The sequence below is a fragment of the Pseudomonas sp. DWP3-1-3b3 genome (assembly GCF_049896305.1).
GTDB lineage: Bacteria > Pseudomonadota > Gammaproteobacteria > Pseudomonadales > Pseudomonadaceae > Aquipseudomonas > Aquipseudomonas azotoformans_A.
On sequence record NZ_JAFCUA010000007.1, the window covers coordinates 86,981 to 105,795 of the forward strand.

An 18,815-nucleotide genomic window follows, 5' to 3' on the forward strand; every position below is an offset into this window, starting at 1 on the left:
TCGAAGCATCGACAGAACCCGCCTAGTGCGGGTTTTGTTGTTTCTGGGGTTTGGAAAGCCCGACAGGATGGACCTTCAGAATTTTCCTTCAACCTATCGCGCCACTGATGAACTGGTGCAACTCCCCCCACGCAGATAGCCTCCTCCAGTCGCTGCAAAATCAGCGACCGGGTTTAGCAGCTCGTTTACTATCAAGGCTTGCAAAGCCACCATTCGTTCTAGCGATGCTTTCAGCATCTGCTGGTTCGTATTATGGCGGCTGTGCGTGGGGCACTTTCGGGTGCGCCGGGTTCCTTGATTCCTGGTCTGCTAACCCGCGTACAGTCGCCACCCTTTTCGTTTAGCAGCGATGTCTGGCGACTCCATCAATCAAGGAGTTTCAGCCATGAAAAAGATCACCCCCAATCCCCCCTCCGCAAACCTCTTTACAATCTCTCCGGACATCACCTGCGAAACCCTGCTGATCCAAGCCAGCGAAACCCTCGCCTCACTCAACGCCATGACCACCGACCTGGCCTTCGAACTCGAAGGTGCCAGCCGTCACAAGCTACTGGCCAGCCAGCAGTTGATCGTGCTGAGCGAACTGTTGGTAGAGCGAGTACGGGTCCTCACCCAAGACACACCAGCATTCCAATAACAAAAAAAGGCCGAGGTCACTCGGCCTTTTACTGTCCTCTGCCTCAGAAATCCCAACGCGTCGTGACCATCACGTTGCGTGGGTCACCGTAATACGCCGAGTCATAGAAGCCGATGTTGGTGAAGTACTTCTTGTCGAACAGGTTGTTGACGTTAAGCGTGGCCGACAGGTTCTGGGTCAGTTGATAGCGTGCCATCACGTCCACCAGCCAGTACGGGTCCTGGGTGAATTTTTCTGAGCGACCGCCACCGGGATAACCCCAGTTACGCACGGTTTGCCAACCCGCGCTCTGCCAGCGTGTGCCACCACCGAGGGTGAGTTTGTCCAGGCGGCCTTGGAGTTTGTAACTGGTGTAGAAGGTGACCTGATCCTCGGGCTCCCAGGTCGCAACCTTTTTGCCATCAGCATCGCGGGCGATCTTGTGGGTGTAACCGGCCTGCAACTGCCAGCCTGGAGCGAGTTCGCCGGAGATTTCGGCTTCGTAGCCTTTGGTTTTGCTCTCGGTGCCCATGTACGCGTAATCGACGGCGGGCTGCGAGTTCCAGGCGGTATCGGCGATGGGGCGATTGGTCTCGTGCACTTCAAAGTAGGCGAGGCTGGCGTTCAGGCGGCCATCGAAGAATTCGCCCTTGAGGCCTATCTCGTAGTTTTTGCCCTCGTCGGGTTGAAGCATGGTGTTGGTTCGATCGCGATACTGGGTCTGCGGCTTGAAGATTTCGGTGTAGCTGGCGTAGGCGGTGAAGTTTTCGTTGAGGTCGTACGTCAGGCCGGCGTACGGCACTACCTTGCCGCTTTCTTCGGTGTCGCTGGTGCCGGTGACTTGATAGTTGGCAACCCGCGTGCCCAACAACAGGTGCAGCGCATCGGTCAGGCTGAAGCGCCCGGTGACATAGGTGCCGGACTGGCGGGTGATTTCATCACTGAAGCGGGAGGCCTTGCCCCACGTAGGCTCGATAGCCTCGCCGTGCCAGTTGTAGAAATCATAGGAATTGTCGAAGTAGACGGGGTTACGGTAGTCCTTGCCCTTCCACCGTGAGCTGGAAACGGACTGCCCGATCACCAGTTCATGCTCACGCCCGAACAGCTCAAACGGCCCCGACGCGTACACATCCAGGCTGTCGCTGGTGGTGTCGCCGGTGTATTTGGCCGCATAGATCGAGCTGGCTGTCGCGGAATCCTGGGAGATGTAGCCCAGCGGTGCATCATAGCCGTTGACCTGATGGTTGTACTGGCCTTTGGTGACCCAGCCGTTGTCGAAGCTGTGTTCCAGGGTGGCGAAGACAGTGTGGCTGTATTGTTGCCATGAGCCCCATTTGGGCCCGTTGTTGAACGAGCGCGGCAGGTCGAGTTTGTTGCCGGTGGCGTCGAAGATGGTGCGGGTGCCGGTCCAGCTGGAACCTTTGGGGTCGCTGTCCTGGTAGTCGGCGCCCAGGGTCAGCAGGGTGTCCGGGGTCAGGTCGACTTCGAGGATGCCGTAGAGCACGCTGGTCTTGCGCGAGTAATGATCGAGGAACGATTTTTTGTCCTGATAGGCGGCCACTGCTCGACCGCGCACGTTCCCGGTTTCAGTCAGGGGACCGCTGACGTCGACCTGTGAGCGATAGTTATCCCAGGAGCCCGCGCCCAGTTCGATGCTGCTCTTGAACTCGGAAGTCGGCTTTTTGCGGATCAGGTTGATGGTGCCGCCAGGGCCGCCGGCACCGGTCAGCAGGCCGGTAGCGCCCTTCAGCACTTCGACGCGGTCGTAGATCGCCATGTCCGTCATGGTCTGGCCCGCTGAGTATTGGGCATCACGCAGGGTCGGTATGCCGTCGTACTGGAAGTTCTCGATGGAGAAACCGCGCGAGTAATAGTTGGTGCGTTCGGTGTCATAGGTCGACACGGTGATGCCCGGCGTGTGGCGCATCACGTCGTCGATGGACTTGAGGCCGAAGTCATCCATGACCTGGCGGGTGACCACCGAGATCGATTGCGGGGTTTCCCGTGGCGTCAGCACCAGCCGCGTGGCCGTGGCAATGGTGCCAGGGGTGTACGAGCCCGTGCCCTCGGTGACAGTGCCCAGTTGGTTGGCGCTGACTTGGGTGGTTTGCAATTCCACCTTGCCGTCCTGGGAGACCGGTTTGGCCACCACGCGATAGCCGCCCGGCTCACGCTCTGCCTGTAAATTCGCTGGGGCCAGCAGGCGCTCAAGGCCTTCATCCACAGAGAAACTGCCTTGCAAACCCTTGCTCTGAATGCCGGCAGCCAGCGCGGAATCGATACCGATCATCACACCCGCTTGCTGCCCAAACACCCCCAACACACGGTCAAGACTGCCGGGCGAAATGTCATACGCCTGAGGCTGGGATTGTTCCTGGGCGGGCGCCGCCGTGGCGGCCATGACACTGTGACTGGCGGTTGCCACCGATAAACCGAGGATAACGGTGCGCAAAGCGCTGACGCGGCTGAGCATAAAGACTGTCCTGTCGTGAAAGGGTTGGGTGGACGCTTTTTTCTGCGTCTTACCCGTCTTGATGCTCGAGACGTAAAAAACTGCCACGCGATGTAATAATAATTTCAGGTCAGGCCGGCACGACCGTGACCAGGTAGCCAAACACCCGTTGCACGCGTACAGGCAACACTTTGGCCAGCAGGTCCAGGCTGGCGTCGGGCTGGTCCAGCGAGAACGAACCCGATACCTGCAAACCCGCCACCGCGGGGTCACAGCGCAGCACGCCGCGACGGTAGCGATCGAGTTGCTCAAGTACCTCGCGCAGTGGCATGCGCTCGGCGATCAACAGGCCTTGGGTCCAGGCGTCGGCGCTGGATGGCACGGCGGCGAGCGGCCCGCCCTGCAGACGGTCGAAACTCAATTGGCGGCCCATGCCGAGCATGAGGCTCGCGCCGTGCGAAGGTTCGATGGAAGCGCTGCCCGCCAGCATCTGCACCTGCGTACCCTGCTGGCGGGGCAGGTCGTGGCTGATGATCATCCGCGACAGCGCCGCCGGGCGCACCCATCCATTAGACGTCTGGACCGTAGTGCCAGCGCTTGTGCCAGTGCTCAACAACAACCTGCCGAGGTTGAGTGCCAGGTGCGCACCACGGATATCCACAGCGGTGCGGGTATCCAATTGCAGCTCGCCGTTATCGGCCAGGCGCAGATGCCGTCGCTCCCCGGTAGCGGTGTGGTAATCGCTGAACAGCTCCGGCAACAGCACCCGCTCGCGCACGCTCAGGCCAAGCGCGGTGGCTACGCTCAAGCCTGCGAACCCCTTGAGGAGCGTGCGCCGCGACGGAACACTGCGTGCCCGTAGCAATTGTCGGGCATTGGACGCAGGCAGCGCCTGGGTGTTGAGGCGCATATCGCGGCTGAGCCCGGCCAAGCGCTGCCAGGCCAGTTCATGTTGCGGGTTCTCGTTGCGCCATTGCTGGCAGGCATGCTGCTCAGCGGCGCCGCAGGTGCCCGATTGCAACGCGACCATCCAGTTCAAGGCCTGGTCCAGCACGCATTCGTCCAAGGGTTGATCGTTGGCAGACTTGAAGCGGTTCATGCCGCGTACACCGCCAGGTAGCAATGGCGATAGGCTTTGAGCATGGCTTTTTGCACCACATTCACGCTGAGGTCCATGCGTTCGGCTATCTGTGGATAAGTCAGGCCATCCAGTTGTGACAGCAGGAAAATCTCGCGCACCTTGCTACCCAACCCATCCAGCACCTGGCCAACGGCATCCAACGCTTCGAGCACCAACAAGCGGGTTTCCGGCGAAGGCATGTGTTCGGGCTCCAGGACTGTCAGCGACTGCTCATAGGCACGTTCCAGCGCCTGACGACGGAAATACTGCCCACATAAACGGCTCGCGACCGTCGTGAGATACGCACGCGGCTCACGGAAAACCGGCACGGTGCCGCTGCTCAAAATCCGCACGAAGGTATCTTGCGCCAGATCCAGGGCCTGCTCCTGCCCGCCCAACTTGCGCCGCAGCAACTGCACTACCCAGCTATGGTGCTGGGCATAGAGCTCGCCCACGACCTGATGGGCAGAAGAAGATGAGACCATCGGTGTGATATCCAGGGGACGGCTGCGAAAAGTTACACATGATAATACTTCTCATTAGAGACGAGTTAGGAGTTTCTTCCCTGCCTCAAGAAGGTTTTTAGCTGTCACGGATTATCGACACGGACTACTTGCGCCGGCGCAAGTCACCGGAAAAGTCCTGCACGTTGGCGCGACGGGGATGAACTGGCGCGAATTGAATGGCTCGAATACGCTTCAACGACTGCTCGTCTGCCGATGATTGAAGGCGATCACTTGAGCCCCCACACTCCAGCACGCCAACCCACGACAAGGAGGCCGTTCATGCAAAACACTGTTTCGCCCAGCCCCCTGGTGGGCGTTGGTCTCTATACGCCCAGTGAAGCGTCCCTGTACACCGGCATTCCTGCGTCAGATATTCGTCGATGGTTGTTTGGCTATCGTGCCAAGGGCATTCATCATTCAGGGCTCTGGCAATCGGAACTGAGGGATGTTAACGATTGCATACTGAGTTTCCACGACCTGCTCGAAATCCGCTTTGTGCACGCATTTCGTCAGCATGGCGTGAGCTTGCAAGCCATTCGCTGCGCCTCTTGGCAGGCTTCTGAACTGTTTGGCCAGTCCTATCCATTTACCTGCAAACGCTTCCAAACAGACGGCCGCAGTATTTTCGCCACTGTTCTGGATGAAACGGGCGACGAAACACTGCTGGACCTGATCAAAAAACAGTACGCGTTCAAGCAGGTGATCAACCCATCGCTATATGAAGGGATCGACTACACCGGCAAAGGATCGGCCCAACGCTGGTACCCGATAAAACGCAGCAAGGCCATCGTCCTGGACCCCGCCAGAAATTTCGGCAAACCTGTTCTAACGGGGGCCGGTATCGACACTGCCGCACTGTTCAGTGCTTATGAGGCGGAAGGACAGGATACGAAACGTGTTGCCCTGCTCTATGAGATCTCAACATCTGCCGTAAAAGCCGCCATCAACTTCGAACAAAGGCATGCGGCTTGAACTTCCTTCTGGACCACAACCTGCCACCTGCACTAGCGCGAGCGTTGAACGAGCTTTCACACGTCTATGAGCATGGCGTAGTCCCACTCAAGGATAAATTCCCTCAGAGTGCGAGTGACATTGCCTGGATATCAGTGCTTCGCGACGAAGGCGACTGGGTTGTTATCTCTCAAGACCGATTTGCCAAAGGGCATGCTGAAAAGCAGGCATTCCGAGACTGCGGGCTGCCCATTTTTTTTGCCTGGCGAAACATTGGAGCAGCGAGACCTACTGGAATAAGGCACACAATCTTGTTCGCTGGTGGCCGGCCATCATGAAGCAATCAGCGCTGATAAGGGGAGGCGCCGCGTTCAGCGTGCCGTGGCGTTTTTCTGCGCCGGGTAAATTTGACCAGATAAAGATGTAAAGCCTTCAGCGTAAAACAGTCCCTGTCTGGAATAGCTCCGCACTTCCCATTACCCTGCTCTCCTCTATCAGACATCCGGAAGTCCGATACCCGTGTTCAAGCCACTCGCCGTTATCACCCTCGCCTGCGCTCCTCTGCTTGCCACCGCCGCCGACCTGGCCGGTGTCTGGGCGGGCACCTTGGGCAAATCCGTGATCACCGTCTGTTTCAACGGTGCCCACGGCGCCAATGGCAGTTATTACTACCAACGCATTCTCACGCCCATTCAACTGACCCAAGCCAACGCCAGCGAGCCCTGGGTGGAAGAAGGGCAAACTGGCTTTTGGCAGTTGGACGACCCGCAAGGCGATACGTTGACCGGCACCTGGAGCAAAGCCATTGGCGGCAAAAGCCTGGCGCTGATGCTCAAACGCGCGGACACGGACAGTTGTGCCAGCGACACCTACAACAACCCGCTTGAGGCCACGCCGCCTGCGGTGAAGGTCGAGAAGAAGACCTTCGCCGAACACGCCTATCAGGTGAAAACCCAAGGCGGACAGGTGATCCTGAAACTCGAAGGCGACGGGGAAGCCATCGATAAGATCAACCGGGATCTCGCACGCATGGCCATCAATCCGGATGGCCAGACCGATTTTTATAGAGAGCGGCGTAACTCACTGGACCAAAGCGGCAGCACCAGCACCAGCGAGATCACGGTGGAACCGTTCTATTGGTCATCGCACTGGATCACCGTGCGTTTCTATCGCTGGTCGGCGGGGTACGGACGCGGCGGCATCAGTTGGGGCCTGCACAGTTGGAACCTGCAAACCGGTGAAAAGGTCGACCCCTGGACCTGGCTGGGCGGCCATGAACAATGGGACAACCCCTATTCCGGCCAGGTCAAACTGCCCGTCACCTTCAGCGCCTGGCTGGCCAAGCAAACCACCGTCGACGAAGGGTGCCCGGCCGTGACCAGTTACTCCACCTTCGACTTGAGCTTCAACACCCAGGGCCTGCAACTCTCCACACCCGCCCAAGGCGATGGCTGTGACAACGAACTGAGTTTCACGTGGGAACAATTGGAACCGGTGCTGACAGCCCAAGGCAAAGCCGTTGTGCCCAGCTTGAAAGCGCCATAAAAACGTATTCAGCCTTACAAAAATCCAACACTCGTTCACGAAATATTCAGAAACGCCCACGGATACTAGCCCATTGCAATGACCGTTCCCCCGGACGGTCCTCCTGCCCTGGTAGCCACACTCCATGACACGTCCTGCTCCCCTGCTGCTCCTGCTTGCTGGTCTGTTGTTCTTCTTTGCCCTGGGCAACCATGAGCTGCAAGGCTCCACCGAAGCCCGGGTCGCCGGGATCGCCATGGCCATGCACCTGGACAATAACTGGGTAGTGCCTCAGTTGTTTCGTGAGCCGTTCCTGGAAAAACCACCTCTGAGCCTGTGGATCGACGCCGGGGCGATTCGCCTGTTCGGCGGCACCACCTGGGCGGTGCGCCTGGCTTCGGCGTTTGCTGGATTGTTCAGCGTGATGCTGCTTTACACCATGCTGCGCCGGTTCGGGCGACCGCAGACGCTGGCGTTCAGCGCGGCCTTGATCCTGGCGACCATGGCCAGTTACTGGAGCAACGCGCGTGGCGTGGGTGAGGACTCGCTGCTCACCCTCGGCGTGACCACCGCGCTGCTGGCGTTCTACCAGGCCGTGCGGCCCGATCGCCAGGGTTCCAGTACCGGCGCATGGGCACTGTTTACTGCCGGGATGGTAATCGCCACCCTCAGCAAAGGCGTGCTGGGCCTGGCCATGCCGGGCATTGTGATTTTTGTGTACCTGGCCAGCACCAGCCTGATGGACAAACGCCTGCAGATTGGCGACTGGCTCAAGCCTGCGCTGTTTACTTTGCTGGCACTGATACCGCTGGTGATCTGGCTGGGGTTCCTGTTCCAGCGCGGCGGTATGCAGGCGGTGGCCGAAGTGTTGCTGACCAACAGCGTCGGCCGTTTCAGCGGTTCGTTTGTCGAGGCTGGGCATTACGAGCCGTTCTACTACTACATCGCCAAGCTGCCCGAGGCGTTCCTGCCGTGGAATATCCTGGTGTATCTGGGCCTGTGGCACTTCCGAAAAAGCCTGGTGCGCAACCGCTACCACCTGTTTTTCAGCGTCTGGCTGGTGGCGCAGTTCACCCTGCTGACCCTGGCGTCGAGCAAACGCACCGTTTACCTGATGGCACTCGCACCGGCCGCTGCCGTGCTGGCCGCAGAATATGCACGGGTGCTGCTGGACTGGCTGAAAACCCACAAACCCGCACTGCATAAACATCACAGAACCGCAGTGGGTGGCGTGTTCACCCTGGCCGTGGGTTGCTACCTGATCGCCGCCTTCTGGTTCGCGCCCAAAGCCGATGTACGCCAGTCGTTCGTACCGGTGATCAGCCAGGTCCAGGCATTCAGAGACGAAGGTAAGGAAGTGGTGTTGTTCCAGCCCAACGAGCGCATCGCCGGGGCCAGCGTGTTCTATCTGCAGGCCTATTTGCCGATCCTGCAGACCGAAGCCGAGTTGCATCGCTACCTCGGCGCCAAGCCCGGCAACATTGCGTTGCTGGACCATACCAACGACCTGACCACCCCGGTGAAGGTGATCAAGCAGATGTCGATCAATCGCCAGCCTTACTACTTCGTCGAGCAGTAAGGCTGGCGCGGGGCATCAGTGCTTGGTGAGCTTGTCCAGGTAACCCATGGCAAACGCCGAGACCACGAAGGTCATGTGGATGATCACGTACCACATCAGGTGCTGCGGATCGACGTTCTTGGCGTCCATGAAGATACGCAGCAAGTGGATGGACGAAATCGCCACGATGGAGGCCGCCACTTTCATCTTCAACGACGAAGAGTCCATGGTGCCCAGCCAGTTGAGTTTTTCTTTGTTCTCATCGATATCCAGCTGCGAGACGAAGTTCTCGTAGCCGGAGATCATCACCATCACCAACAAGCCGCCGACCAGCGCCATGTCGATCAACGACAACAGCAACAGGATCACTTCAGCTTCCAGCATCGTGAAGATATTGGGAATGACGTGAATGATTTCCTGGAAGAACTTCAGCGCCAGGATCAACAAGCCCAAGGACAGCCCGAGATAAATAGGCGCCAACAGCCAGCGTGAGGCGTACATAGTATTTTCGATGAAGCGTTCCATGGGATCTCACACAACTAGGCTAGAAATGGCGGCGAGTATACCAGCCACCACAAGACAGCTGTAACCGCGAGAAAACTGACCTGTGCGGCATCTGTAAGAGAATTTTTCTGCTAGTGTCGAGCCCAATAACAACTCGGCTCGATGACGTCGGACAGGAAAAACTCAGATGATGGATGTGCGATCCCCCTTGGCCTGTATCGGCCTGTGCGCGGCATTGCTGCTGGCTGGCGGCTGCTCCCCCAGCGACGAGCAGAAGCAAACCACCCTCGAAGAGAAAACCGCCAAGTTCGAACAATCCCTCGATAGCATCCAGGACCCCAAGCTGCGCGACGCCGTCGCTGACCTCGGCGGTTCGCTGCTGTTGCTAGAGCGGGCGCGGGTCAAACTCGCCACCAAGCCCATCGAGGCCGAATACGGCGAGGACACCCTGGCCCTGCTCAAGCACTACCCCACGCCCCAGGCGCTGGTGGACACCTACATCAATGGCCTGTTCGTGCTGCGCAAGACCTCTCACTCCGACTATCTGACCGACCTGCAGCCGGTTTTCCCTTTCAACTTCAACATCCCGGACCAATTCCCGTTCCCCCACGGGCTGGAATGGCAGTCGGTGACCTTGAGCAACAACAAGGTCATCCCCTTCCAGCCGGAATGGTCGGAAACCGATCCGGGCATCCAACTGAGTCCCAGCAGTTCGAACCTGACCAACCCCGATGACCTGACGGTGACCTACCCGTTCATCGAGGGCATCGAGACGGAAAACAAGAGCCAGCCACAGCCTGTCAGCCTCAAGGGCACGGTTGAAGTGGTCGCGCCGGGCAAGGTGCTGACCTTTGACCTGTCGAAAAAGGACGTGGGCCACAAGCGCACCGAAGGCAACATCACCCTCAACCTGGTCTTGCTGGAAAAAAACTACGCCGAGATCGAGCTGACCAACAGCCAGCCACTGGCGCCGGAAGTCGGCGACGAATCGCCGAATCCGTTGCTGGTGCAGGCGCGGGACACCACTGGGCAATTCCTCACGCGCTCGGGTTCGATCAACGAAAGCAGCGCCCAGGTCGCGTTCTACGAGAAACAACTGGCCGAGATGCAAAAGCAGAAGGCCTGGTCGGAAGCGTTCGAAAAACAGCTGACCGACGAGCAGAAAGCCTTCGAACGCAAGCAGAGCAGCCATTACGCCAAGGTGTACTTCAATGGCGTGATCGACAACCTGCAAGTCAACGTGCTGGACTTCTCCACTGCCACACGTACCCGCAAAGACCTCGACCTGCCGGTGTTGCGCTTCGACAAGAACAGCCTGCAAAAAACCGTACAGGCCCTGCCGATGCCGGTCACCGTGTATGACGACAGCGCCGCCAACTGGCTCAAAGACGCGAGCATGACCGAAGACCAGCTGAAAAACAGCGTGACCATCAGCCAGTCGGTCGAGGACGCCAGCGCCGCGCACATCGTGTTTGACCACCCGTTCACCTTCAATGACGACCTGGTGGGCAGCGAGCGCAACAGCAGTGAATCACCGGTGACCTTCTTCACCGCCGACGAAAAAGGCGAGCGTGGCGAGCCGATTGAGCTGCCAACCGAGGCCTTCGAACTGAACCCGGCGCGTGGCACCCTGACCTATGACCTGAACCTGTTCCCGGAAAACCCGGCCTTTGTCGTGGGCTCGATTCCGCTGTTCCTGGCGACCATCGATAAGAACGAGATTGATGCAAGCAAGCTGCCCAAAGGGCTCGAACTCAAAGACAACGCGCTGATCGTCGACCAGAAGGCCTTCCCCGCCGACAGCTGGCGCTTCTACGCCAAGGACGCCAGCGGCAATTACCTCAAGGAAATCCTCGGCGTCAGCCACCGCGCCGAGGAATACGGTACGGCGATGTTTGACGTGCATTACTTCTACGGCCAGCCGACCACCCTGGAAAGCTACCAACGCACCGACCTGAGCACCGTGCAATACGGCTTCGAGGTCAAGCTGGACAAGCCCGAGAGCAAATAGCGGTCAGTGCTGGGTGTTACCGTTCAGCGCTCGCAGATGGGCCTGCATGTGCAGGCACCAGATCTGCGGGTCAGCCGCCGTCTCGTAGCCGTGCTGCGTCAGGCTGTCGACGATGGACTCCAGCATATTTTCCGCCACGAAGGGCCCTGGAAATGGGCCTTGGGACTTGATGGTGGAAGGCTGTTCACCGGTCATTCCGGCGGCAAACAACAACGTCCACATCCCGTTATCCCCCGCAAGAGGGCGAATGGAACATTCGATACGGGTGACCAGGCCGAAGCACTGGCGGGTAAGGCAAAGGTTGCGCGGCATGGCGGCGACCCTCGGTAGATCGGTGTTCAACCTGCGCCTGGGCGAGGCTGTTTCTATCCAGCGACTCCTGTGGATATCCCTTGAGCACAGAATAGAAGAAAACCACGACAAACCAAGGTTGTAGAGACCAACGGGCGCTGGCCCTACATCCGCGCCAAATTTGTGACGGTTCTGTTCACATTGTGGTGAGCGGGCTTGTTGTGGCTATGGGGCTTGTTGTGGTGAGCGGGCTTGCCCCGCGCTGGGCTGCGCAGCAGCCCCAATAGGACCGCTGCGGTGTGCCAGTGAGATTGAATTGTTTGGTTTTGGGGCTGCTTCGCAGCCCAACGCGGGGCAAGCCCGCTCACTACACATCAAGTCGGCTTGGCTTCGGCCAGTGCCTGCTGTGCCAACTCCTTCTCCGCTTCCTTCAGATCCTCTTCGCTGATCATCTCGGCAATCGCGCGCAACCGCTCGACCACGCGCGCGTTCACCGTGCCTTCCGGAAATTGCCCCTCGGCATCCGGCTCACCCGCATCCTCGCCCACCAGCAGGCTCAGCGCCTCGTCGGCCTGGCGCACCGCATAGATATGAAACTGCCCAGCGCGCACGGCCTGCAGCACCTTCTCATCGAGCATCAACGTGGCAACGTTGGCCTGGGGAATGATCGCCCCCTGCTCGCCGGTCAAACCGCGCGCTTCACACAGGCGGAAGAAACCTTCGATCTTCTCGTTGACCCCGCCCACCGCCTGCACTTCACCAAACTGGTTGATCGAGCCGGTGATGGCAAAGCACTGCTTGAGCGGCGTCTTCGACAACGCCGAGATCAAGGTGCACGCCTCGCCCAGGGACGCACTGTCGCCGTCCACATAACCGTAGGATTGCTCCAGCGCGATACTCGCCGAGATCGCCAGCGGGAATTCCTGGGCATAGCGACTGCCCAGGTAACCCGTGAGGATCATCACGCCCTTGGAGTGGATCGGCTGGCCGAGGTTGACCTCACGCTCGATGTCGACAATGCCACTGCCGCCCGGATACACCGTGGCGGAAATCCGCGCCGGTACGCCGAAGGCCGAGTCACCGACTTCCAGCACCGTCAGCCCATTGCACTTGCCCACCGCCGCACCGGCCGTGTCGATGAGGATGACCCCAGCGAGCATGTCGTCGAGAATCCGCGCCGACACGCGCCCAGTACGCGTGGCCTTGGCCTTGAGGGCGCGTTCGATATGGCCGGCATCGGTCATCTCGTCGCCCGCCAGGTGACGAATGAAATCCGCCTCGCTGACCAGTTGGAACAAGTCGCCAATACGCGCCGACAAACGCCCTTGGTGCTCTGCCAACCGCGCGCTGTAAGTCGCCAACCGCGCCACCGCATCCGACGTCAGCGGCGCCATGCCTTCTTCCGAGGTGCGGGTTTTGAGCAACTGGGCAAACTGCTCCAGGCTTTCGTCGACCATCGGGATGTCTTCGTCGAAGTCCACCAATACGCGGAACATCTCCTGGAAGTCCGGATCGGCGTCCTGCAACGCGTAGTACAGCTGACGCGAACCGATGATGATCACCTTGACCTGCAACGGGATCATCTGCGGGTTGAGGGTCACGGTGGCCAGGCGGCCCAGTTCGCCCAGCGGTGATTCCATCTTCAGTTTGCGCGACTGCAGGGAACGCTTGAGCGCGTCCCACACAAACGGCTCGCTGAGCATTTTTTCGGCTTCCAGGATCAGGAAACCGCCGTTGGCACGGTGCAGCGCGCCCGGACGCAACTGGCGATAAGTGGTGTAGAGCGCGCCCTGGTCGGTGCTGTATTCGATGCGGCCGAACAGGTTGTCGTAGGTCGGGTGCGGTTCAAACACCACCGGCGCGCCACCGTTGACCGGATGGCCCACCACCAGGCTTGGGCAGTACTGTTCTTCGAGCAGCTTGCGCGCCTGGGCGTCGGTCTTGGCGTCGTCCACCAATTGCTCGACCACGGTCTTGAGCAGGTACACCTGCATGGCTTGCAGGTAACCGCAGACGGCGGCGTTTTCTGCGTACTTTTCCGACAGCGGTGCAAGCAACGGCTGCAGGGCCAGGGTGATGGTTTCTTCGTTGAACTGACGCAGTTGGTTATTCGACTCACGCTTCCACTGCGGCAGGCTGGCCAGTTCTTCGTTGAGGCGCTCTTCCAGCTCGGAAATGTCCGTGTGGAAACGCTCGCGGTCGGCTTCCGGCAACTGCGAGAACTCGGCTTCGTCCAGCGCCTTGCCGTCGAGCATCGGCGTGAAGGCGATGTTGGTGCTGTCACGGTAGAGCGCCACGTCCTTTTCCAGGGCCAGGCGTTCGATCACGTCCAAGGCCTTGTCGTAGCGCTGGTTGAAGGCACGGTCGATGGCGCTTTTGCGCTGTTGATACGTCGGGTGTTCGAAGACCGCCGGAAAGGTGGCGACGAGGTTGTCGACCAACCCGTTGATGTCGTTGATGAACGCCGCCGCAGCGCCGCCCGGCAATTCCAGGGCGCGCGGTTCGCGAGGCTCATCGAAATTATTCACATAGACCCAATCCGCCGGGGTCTGCAGGCGCTTGCCTTCGGCTTTCAGGTAGCGTTTGACGAACGAAAAGCGGCCGGTACCCGGCTCGCCCATGACAAACACGTTGTAACCGGGGCGTGGCATGGCCACACCGAACTGCAAGGCTTCAACCGCACGTTCCTGGCCAAGCACACCGCGAAAGGGCTCCAAATCATTGGTGGTCGAGAAGCTGAACTGTTCAGCGGAGAAAGGGCGAGTCAGCGCTTCGGGCGCTAGACGCAAGCTGGCAGCAACAGGATCAGGCATCGGGCTTCCTTACATCAGGCGGGGCAGATGACGGCATTCTGGCTCCCGGTCACGCGCTCTGGCAAGGCGCGCTTTCGGGAAAGCATAGACGTGGGAGATGACCTGCAGAAATATCGCGACATCGCTGATTGTTTTATAAAAATGCACGGAACCCTTGGAACGTGCCTAAACTCCAAACTGCGCGGGTTGGACTAATAACTGGCCCCTAGGGCGCTGCGACGCGCCTGAACCCTTGTCCATTGGTTTGCACACAAAGAGAACAAAGCTATGAAACGGATCCTTCTCGGTACTCTCTTCACCGTCGTCTCCCTCAATGCAATGGCAGAAGCACCAGGTGGCCCGAACTGCGGTTGGGGCAACATGTTGTTCGAAGGCCAGCGCGGCACGCCAGCTCACTTCCTGGCTTCCACCACCAACGGTACTTCGGGTAACGCCACCTTCGGCATGACCTCGGGCACCAACGGTTGCAGCACCAACAGCGCCCTGACCTACGGCGGCAAGTCCTGGATTGCCATGAATGGCATGATGAACGAGCTGTCCGAAGACATGGCCAAGGGTAACGGCGAAGCGCTGACCACCTACGCCGTGGTACTGGGTGTGGCACCGGAAGATCGCGAGCACTTCGCGGCCGTGACCCACGAGCACTTCCAGCAGATCTTCAGCAAGGCTGACGTGACCGCTGACGACGTGCACAACAACACCATTGCCGTACTGAAAAGCGATGCCCGTCTGGCGAAATACGCAACCCAGGCTTAAGCTCGACCCGCCCGCGCCTACCCAGGCGCGGGCACTATTTTTTGGACCCGCCTCCCCTTTGGGTCTCTTTTATATCCGACTTAAGTTGCCCTTATGCTCAAACGCTTTGCCTGGATGGCACTCTTCGCCTGCGCCCCGCTGTACGCGGCCCCGCACCTTGATGATCAACGTTTGCAGCAATTGGCCAATGATCCGTTCTGGCTTTCCCTGGGCCATTACGAAGCCGGCAAGATCAGTGGCTGGCGCAGTTATGTCAGCGACAAAAAGTTCTTCCTCGCGCCCGATGGCGCCCACCACCCGGACGCCGAACTCAAGGCCACCGTTGACGCGCTCTACGCGCCGGCCAGCCTGGGTGAAAAACACGCCCAATGCGTTTACCCCGCACGGACCCGCTGGCTCAAGGATCAGTTGCACCTCACTGACCTGCCTGCCGTGGGCTGCACAGAATTCAAGCAATGGTTCAAGGACGTCGCCCCCCATAGCGCGGTGATGATCTTCCCGGCGGCCTACCTCAACAGCCCGTCGTCGATGTTCGGCCACACGCTGCTACGCATCGACCAGGCCGACGTGCAAAGTAACAACACTGCCCTGCTCAGTTATGCGATCAACTTCGGCGCCTACATCGAAGGCTCCGACAACAGCATCCTCTACGCCTGGAAAGGCCTGATGGGCGGTTATCCCGGCCTGTTCGCCCTGGTGCCTTATCAGGAAAAGCTCTCGGAGTACCGCAGCCTTGAGAACCGCGACCTGTGGGAATATCGCCTCAACCTCACGCAAGTCGAGACCGAGCGCATGGTCGAGCACGTGTGGGAGCTCAAGCAGATCCAGTTCGACTACTTCTTCTTTGACGAAAACTGCTCCTATCGTTTGCTGGAACTGCTGCAAGTGGCGCGTCCCGGCCTGCGCCTGACCGAGCAATTTCCGCTCACCGCCATCCCGACCGATACCGTAAAGGCCGTGAAAGACGCAGGCCTGGTAGAAAAGATCGACTACCGTCCTTCCCGTGAACGCGAGTTGCTGGAGCGCGCCAAGCCGCTGGACAGCGACGAACAGCAATGGGTATTGAAGGTCAGCGACGATCAGAAGCAATTGCAGGACCCCGCCTTCAAGGCCATCGCTAAAGATCGCCAGGCACTGATCATCGACGCCGCCTACCGCCTCGGCCGCTACCGCGCCAACGGCCTGGAGCGCGACACCGCCCGCTCCCAGCGCAGCTTTGAACTGCTGCGCGCAATCAACCAGAACCCGGCGCCCGACCTCAAGATCACCCCGCCCGGCCTGCCGGAAAACGGCCATGAATCACGCACCTGGCAAGCCGGCATCGGCACCCGTGGCGACAAGGCCTTTGGCGAGTACGGCCTGCGCATGGCCTACCACGACCTCAACGACAACGCCGAAGGCTTCCCCCTGGGCGCACAGATCGAAATCCTGCAGATGAAACTGCGCCAGTACGAAGGCAACCACTGGCAACTGCAGCAACTGGACCTGGCCACCATCCGCTCCCTGACCCCGCGCAACGCCTTGTTGCAGCCATGGTCATGGCAAGTCACCGGCGGCCTGGAACGCGTACCGGGCAAACACGACGACGAAACCCTGGTCGCCCACGTCAACGGCGGCGCCGGCGGCACCTGGCAACTGCGCGACGACATGCTCGGCTTCGCCCTCGGCACCGTGCGCGTGGAGCACAACAACGACTTCAACGAAGCCATCTCCCCCGCGGCCGGGTTCAATACCGGCGTGCTGTGGAAAAACCCGTTGGGTAACCTGAGCCTGGAAGCCAAGGGCGATTTCTTCACCAATGGCGAAGTGCGCCGTAGTATCAGCCTGAACCAGCAGTGGGAATTGTCGCGCAACCTGGGGCTACGCCTGAGCGCACAGCGTGAGTACAGCCACTTGTCGACGCCGGTGAATGAAGTGATGCTTGAGGTGAAGTGGTATCACTATTGACCCAGGAGCCCCAACAACATGGCTGTTAACTGCAAGACGCTGGAAGAGGTCCGCATAAACATCGACCGCCTTGACCAGCAGATCGTCGCCCTGCTGGCTGAGCGCGGTCGCTACGTGTCCCAGGCCGCAGGCTTTAAAAAAGACGCGGATGGCGTCAAGGCGCCGCAACGGGTTGAGCAAGTCATCGCCAAAGTACGTGGCCTGTCTCAGGAAACCGGCGCCAACCCGGATGTCACCGAGCAGGTGTACCGCGCGATGATTGCGGCGTTTATTCAGCAAGAGCTGGCCGAGCAGGCTGCGTTTGTGGAACGTCGCTAAAAACTACCAAATTTGTTCGTCCGATCAGAAAGTTTGAAAGCCGCCTTCAAGCCATTGATAACTAAGCAAGATGTCTTGAAGGTTTTTTAAGCTTTTTTGAGCAATCAAAAACTTGCTCTGGCTAAGCCTCGCTTTATGAGGATTTGTGTCTAGTCTCGGGTAGCAGTCAAATTGCCACCACTTCTATACACGGATCGGAATAGGTAAGAGGCTTACTATGGAATTTTTTGAAAAGCTCATGAGTCTGGCCGCAAAGGTCCGGTTGCAAGGCCCCGCCATTCAAACAGAAGAAGCAACAAAAAATGCTTTTGTAATGCCGTTCATCAATACGGTGTTGGGTTATGACGTATTTGATCCGCAGGAAGTGATGCCCGAATTTGTCTGTGATGTAGGCACAAAAAAGGGCGAAAAAATCGATTACGCCATCATGAAGGATGGCGAAGTTCAGATACTCATCGAATGCAAAAAAATCGGCGAGTCGCTTAGCATCAATCACGCCTCGCAGCTGTTTCGATACTTTCATGTCACCAGCGCAAGAATCTCGATTCTCACCAATGGTCAGGTCTACAGGTTTTTTACCGATCTGGATGCGCCCAATAAAATGGATGAAAAGCCGTTCCTGGAATTGGACCTGCTGGACATTGATGAATATTCGGTACCCGAACTGATCAAGCTCACCAAGTCGGCGTTCGATGTTGACTCCATCATCAACGCCGCTGGAGAGTTGAAGTACGTCAGCCAGCTAAAAAAGCTCATCGGCACCCAAGTCAGCAAGCCAGAAGATGACTTCGTGAAATTCTTCGCCTCCCGTGTCTATGAAGGGGTGATCACGCAAAAGGTGCGTGAGCAGTTTTTCGAGCTCACACGAAAAGCCCTAGCCCAGTTCTTGAACGATCAGATCAATGATCGCCTCAAGTCGGCCATGAGTGGCGCAATTCAGCCGACAATAGCTTCATTGACTGTCACGAACAGCGCGAATACAGATCTTCAGGAACGAGACGAATCAGAGGACAAGATCCTGACGACGCTTGAAGAACTGGAGGGTTATCACATCGTCCGCGCAGTCGTCCGCTCCGTTGTCGATGCCAAGCGAATCGTTCAACGCGATACCCAGAGCTATTTTGGGATATTACTGGACGACAACAATCGCAAGCCCATCTGTCGGCTCCACTTCAATCGCAGTCAAAAATACCTTGGGATATTCGACGAGGAAAAGAATGAAACCCGGCATGCTATTTCATCCATTGATGAGATTTACGAATATGCGGATCAATTGAAAAAAACAGTGGGTTATTACGAATGAAGGCCGCACCGGAGTATTTTCAGCCATCGAAAACCCTGTGGCGAGCGGGCTTGTCGAATCGTCGCACCGCCCGCGTTGGGCTGCGCAGCAGCCCCAAAACAATCAATTGAGGAGTGCCAGACACACCGCGCTACTCTTTATTGGG

The 18,815-nt window shown here is 58.6% G+C and carries 15 protein-coding genes and 1 pseudogene; 10 read left to right on the forward strand and 6 right to left on the reverse strand.

What is annotated here, in order from left to right:
- Positions 1–385 precede the first annotated feature (385 nt).
- Positions 386–637 (forward strand): DUF6124 family protein, encoded by a 252-nt coding sequence (locus tag ACP7BX_RS21270; RefSeq protein WP_426130022.1) that lies wholly within the window; start codon positions 386–388, stop codon positions 635–637.
- A 43-nt stretch (positions 638–680) separates the two neighbouring features.
- Here ACP7BX_RS21270 and ACP7BX_RS21275 read toward each other — a convergent pair whose 3' ends face one another.
- From ACP7BX_RS21275 to ACP7BX_RS21285, 3 genes are all read right to left on the reverse strand, one after another.
- Entirely contained in the window at positions 681–3,089 is a 2,409-nt protein-coding gene (locus ACP7BX_RS21275) for a TonB-dependent siderophore receptor (protein ID WP_426130020.1), read from the reverse strand.
- A 109-nt stretch (positions 3,090–3,198) separates the two neighbouring features.
- The gene (locus tag ACP7BX_RS21280; RefSeq protein ID WP_426130018.1) at positions 3,199–4,167 is read right to left on the reverse strand and encodes a DUF4880 domain-containing protein; all 969 of its coding nucleotides are present in this window, start codon (positions 4,165–4,167) and stop codon (positions 3,199–3,201) included.
- Positions 4,164–4,673 carry a sigma-70 family RNA polymerase sigma factor gene (locus tag ACP7BX_RS21285; protein ID WP_426130016.1) on the reverse strand — a complete coding sequence of 170 codons (510 nt, stop codon included), beginning with the start codon at positions 4,671–4,673 and terminating at the stop codon, positions 4,164–4,166. Before ACP7BX_RS21285 ends, ACP7BX_RS21280 begins: the two co-directional genes overlap by 4 nt.
- A 405-nt stretch (positions 4,674–5,078) precedes the next feature.
- Here ACP7BX_RS21285 and ACP7BX_RS21290 point away from each other — a divergent pair, with 405 nt between their 5' ends.
- From ACP7BX_RS21290 to ACP7BX_RS21305, 4 genes and pseudogenes are all read left to right on the forward strand, one after another.
- Complete coding sequence (locus tag ACP7BX_RS21290) at positions 5,079–5,666, forward strand: DUF433 domain-containing protein (RefSeq protein ID WP_426130102.1); 588 nt, start codon at positions 5,079–5,081, stop codon at positions 5,664–5,666.
- A pseudogene (locus ACP7BX_RS21295) lies at positions 5,663–6,072 on the forward strand (hypothetical protein). Before ACP7BX_RS21290 ends, ACP7BX_RS21295 begins: the two are co-directional and overlap by 4 nt.
- Positions 6,073–6,164: 92 nt before the next feature.
- Positions 6,165–7,190, forward strand: a complete 1,026-nt coding sequence (locus ACP7BX_RS21300; RefSeq protein WP_426130014.1) for a hypothetical protein — start codon at positions 6,165–6,167, stop codon at positions 7,188–7,190.
- Between the two features lie 124 nt (positions 7,191–7,314).
- On the forward strand, positions 7,315–8,748 hold the full coding sequence (locus ACP7BX_RS21305; RefSeq protein ID WP_426130012.1) for an ArnT family glycosyltransferase: 1,434 nt from the start codon (positions 7,315–7,317) through the stop codon (positions 8,746–8,748).
- Between the two features lie 15 nt (positions 8,749–8,763).
- Here ACP7BX_RS21305 and ACP7BX_RS21310 read toward each other — a convergent pair whose 3' ends face one another.
- Positions 8,764–9,252: a TIGR00645 family protein gene (locus tag ACP7BX_RS21310; protein ID WP_005791582.1), complete on the reverse strand. Its 489-nt coding sequence runs from the start codon at positions 9,250–9,252 to the stop codon at positions 8,764–8,766.
- 166 nt (positions 9,253–9,418) lie between these two features.
- Between ACP7BX_RS21310 and ACP7BX_RS21315 the strand changes: the two genes are divergently transcribed.
- Entirely contained in the window at positions 9,419–11,242 is a 1,824-nt protein-coding gene (locus ACP7BX_RS21315; RefSeq protein WP_426130010.1) for a hypothetical protein, read from the forward strand.
- 3 nt (positions 11,243–11,245) lie between these two features.
- On the opposite strand, the gene ACP7BX_RS21320 is transcribed toward ACP7BX_RS21315, so the two are convergent.
- Positions 11,246–11,554 (reverse strand): hypothetical protein, encoded by a 309-nt coding sequence (locus ACP7BX_RS21320; protein ID WP_033901571.1) that lies wholly within the window; start codon positions 11,552–11,554, stop codon positions 11,246–11,248.
- Between the two features lie 353 nt (positions 11,555–11,907).
- Complete coding sequence (locus ACP7BX_RS21325; RefSeq protein ID WP_010206665.1) at positions 11,908–14,346, reverse strand: Lon protease family protein; 2,439 nt, start codon at positions 14,344–14,346, stop codon at positions 11,908–11,910.
- A 267-nt stretch (positions 14,347–14,613) separates the two neighbouring features.
- Here ACP7BX_RS21325 and ACP7BX_RS21330 point away from each other — a divergent pair, with 267 nt between their 5' ends.
- From ACP7BX_RS21330 to ACP7BX_RS21345, 4 genes are all read left to right on the forward strand, one after another.
- Positions 14,614–15,102 (forward strand): DUF3015 domain-containing protein, encoded by a 489-nt coding sequence (locus tag ACP7BX_RS21330; protein ID WP_015885974.1) that lies wholly within the window; start codon positions 14,614–14,616, stop codon positions 15,100–15,102.
- A 93-nt stretch (positions 15,103–15,195) separates the two neighbouring features.
- The gene (locus ACP7BX_RS21335; RefSeq protein WP_426130008.1) at positions 15,196–17,049 is read left to right on the forward strand and encodes a DUF4105 domain-containing protein; all 1,854 of its coding nucleotides are present in this window, start codon (positions 15,196–15,198) and stop codon (positions 17,047–17,049) included.
- A gap of 18 nt (positions 17,050–17,067) precedes the next feature.
- Positions 17,068–17,367 (forward strand): chorismate mutase, encoded by a 300-nt coding sequence (locus tag ACP7BX_RS21340; protein ID WP_426130006.1) that lies wholly within the window; start codon positions 17,068–17,070, stop codon positions 17,365–17,367.
- 217 nt (positions 17,368–17,584) lie between these two features.
- Positions 17,585–18,670: a type I restriction endonuclease gene (locus ACP7BX_RS21345; RefSeq protein WP_426130004.1), complete on the forward strand. Its 1,086-nt coding sequence runs from the start codon at positions 17,585–17,587 to the stop codon at positions 18,668–18,670.
- Positions 18,671–18,815 lie beyond the last annotated feature (145 nt).

Coding starts and splice junctions, on each gene's coding strand:
- ACP7BX_RS21270 (WP_426130022.1), top strand. CDS start 386: ATGAAAAAGATCACCCCCAATCCCCCCTCCGCAAACCTCTTTACAATC.
- ACP7BX_RS21275 (WP_426130020.1), bottom strand. CDS start 3,089: ATGCTCAGCCGCGTCAGCGCTTTGCGCACCGTTATCCTCGGTTTATCG.
- ACP7BX_RS21280 (WP_426130018.1), bottom strand. CDS start 4,167: ATGAACCGCTTCAAGTCTGCCAACGATCAACCCTTGGACGAATGCGTG.
- ACP7BX_RS21285 (WP_426130016.1), bottom strand. CDS start 4,673: ATGGTCTCATCTTCTTCTGCCCATCAGGTCGTGGGCGAGCTCTATGCC.
- ACP7BX_RS21305 (WP_426130012.1), top strand. CDS start 7,315: ATGACACGTCCTGCTCCCCTGCTGCTCCTGCTTGCTGGTCTGTTGTTC.
- ACP7BX_RS21310 (WP_005791582.1), bottom strand. CDS start 9,252: ATGGAACGCTTCATCGAAAATACTATGTACGCCTCACGCTGGCTGTTG.
- ACP7BX_RS21315 (WP_426130010.1), top strand. CDS start 9,419: ATGATGGATGTGCGATCCCCCTTGGCCTGTATCGGCCTGTGCGCGGCA.
- ACP7BX_RS21320 (WP_033901571.1), bottom strand. CDS start 11,554: ATGCCGCGCAACCTTTGCCTTACCCGCCAGTGCTTCGGCCTGGTCACC.
- ACP7BX_RS21325 (WP_010206665.1), bottom strand. CDS start 14,346: ATGCCTGATCCTGTTGCTGCCAGCTTGCGTCTAGCGCCCGAAGCGCTG.
- ACP7BX_RS21330 (WP_015885974.1), top strand. CDS start 14,614: ATGAAACGGATCCTTCTCGGTACTCTCTTCACCGTCGTCTCCCTCAAT.
- ACP7BX_RS21335 (WP_426130008.1), top strand. CDS start 15,196: ATGCTCAAACGCTTTGCCTGGATGGCACTCTTCGCCTGCGCCCCGCTG.
- ACP7BX_RS21340 (WP_426130006.1), top strand. CDS start 17,068: ATGGCTGTTAACTGCAAGACGCTGGAAGAGGTCCGCATAAACATCGAC.
- ACP7BX_RS21345 (WP_426130004.1), top strand. CDS start 17,585: ATGGAATTTTTTGAAAAGCTCATGAGTCTGGCCGCAAAGGTCCGGTTG.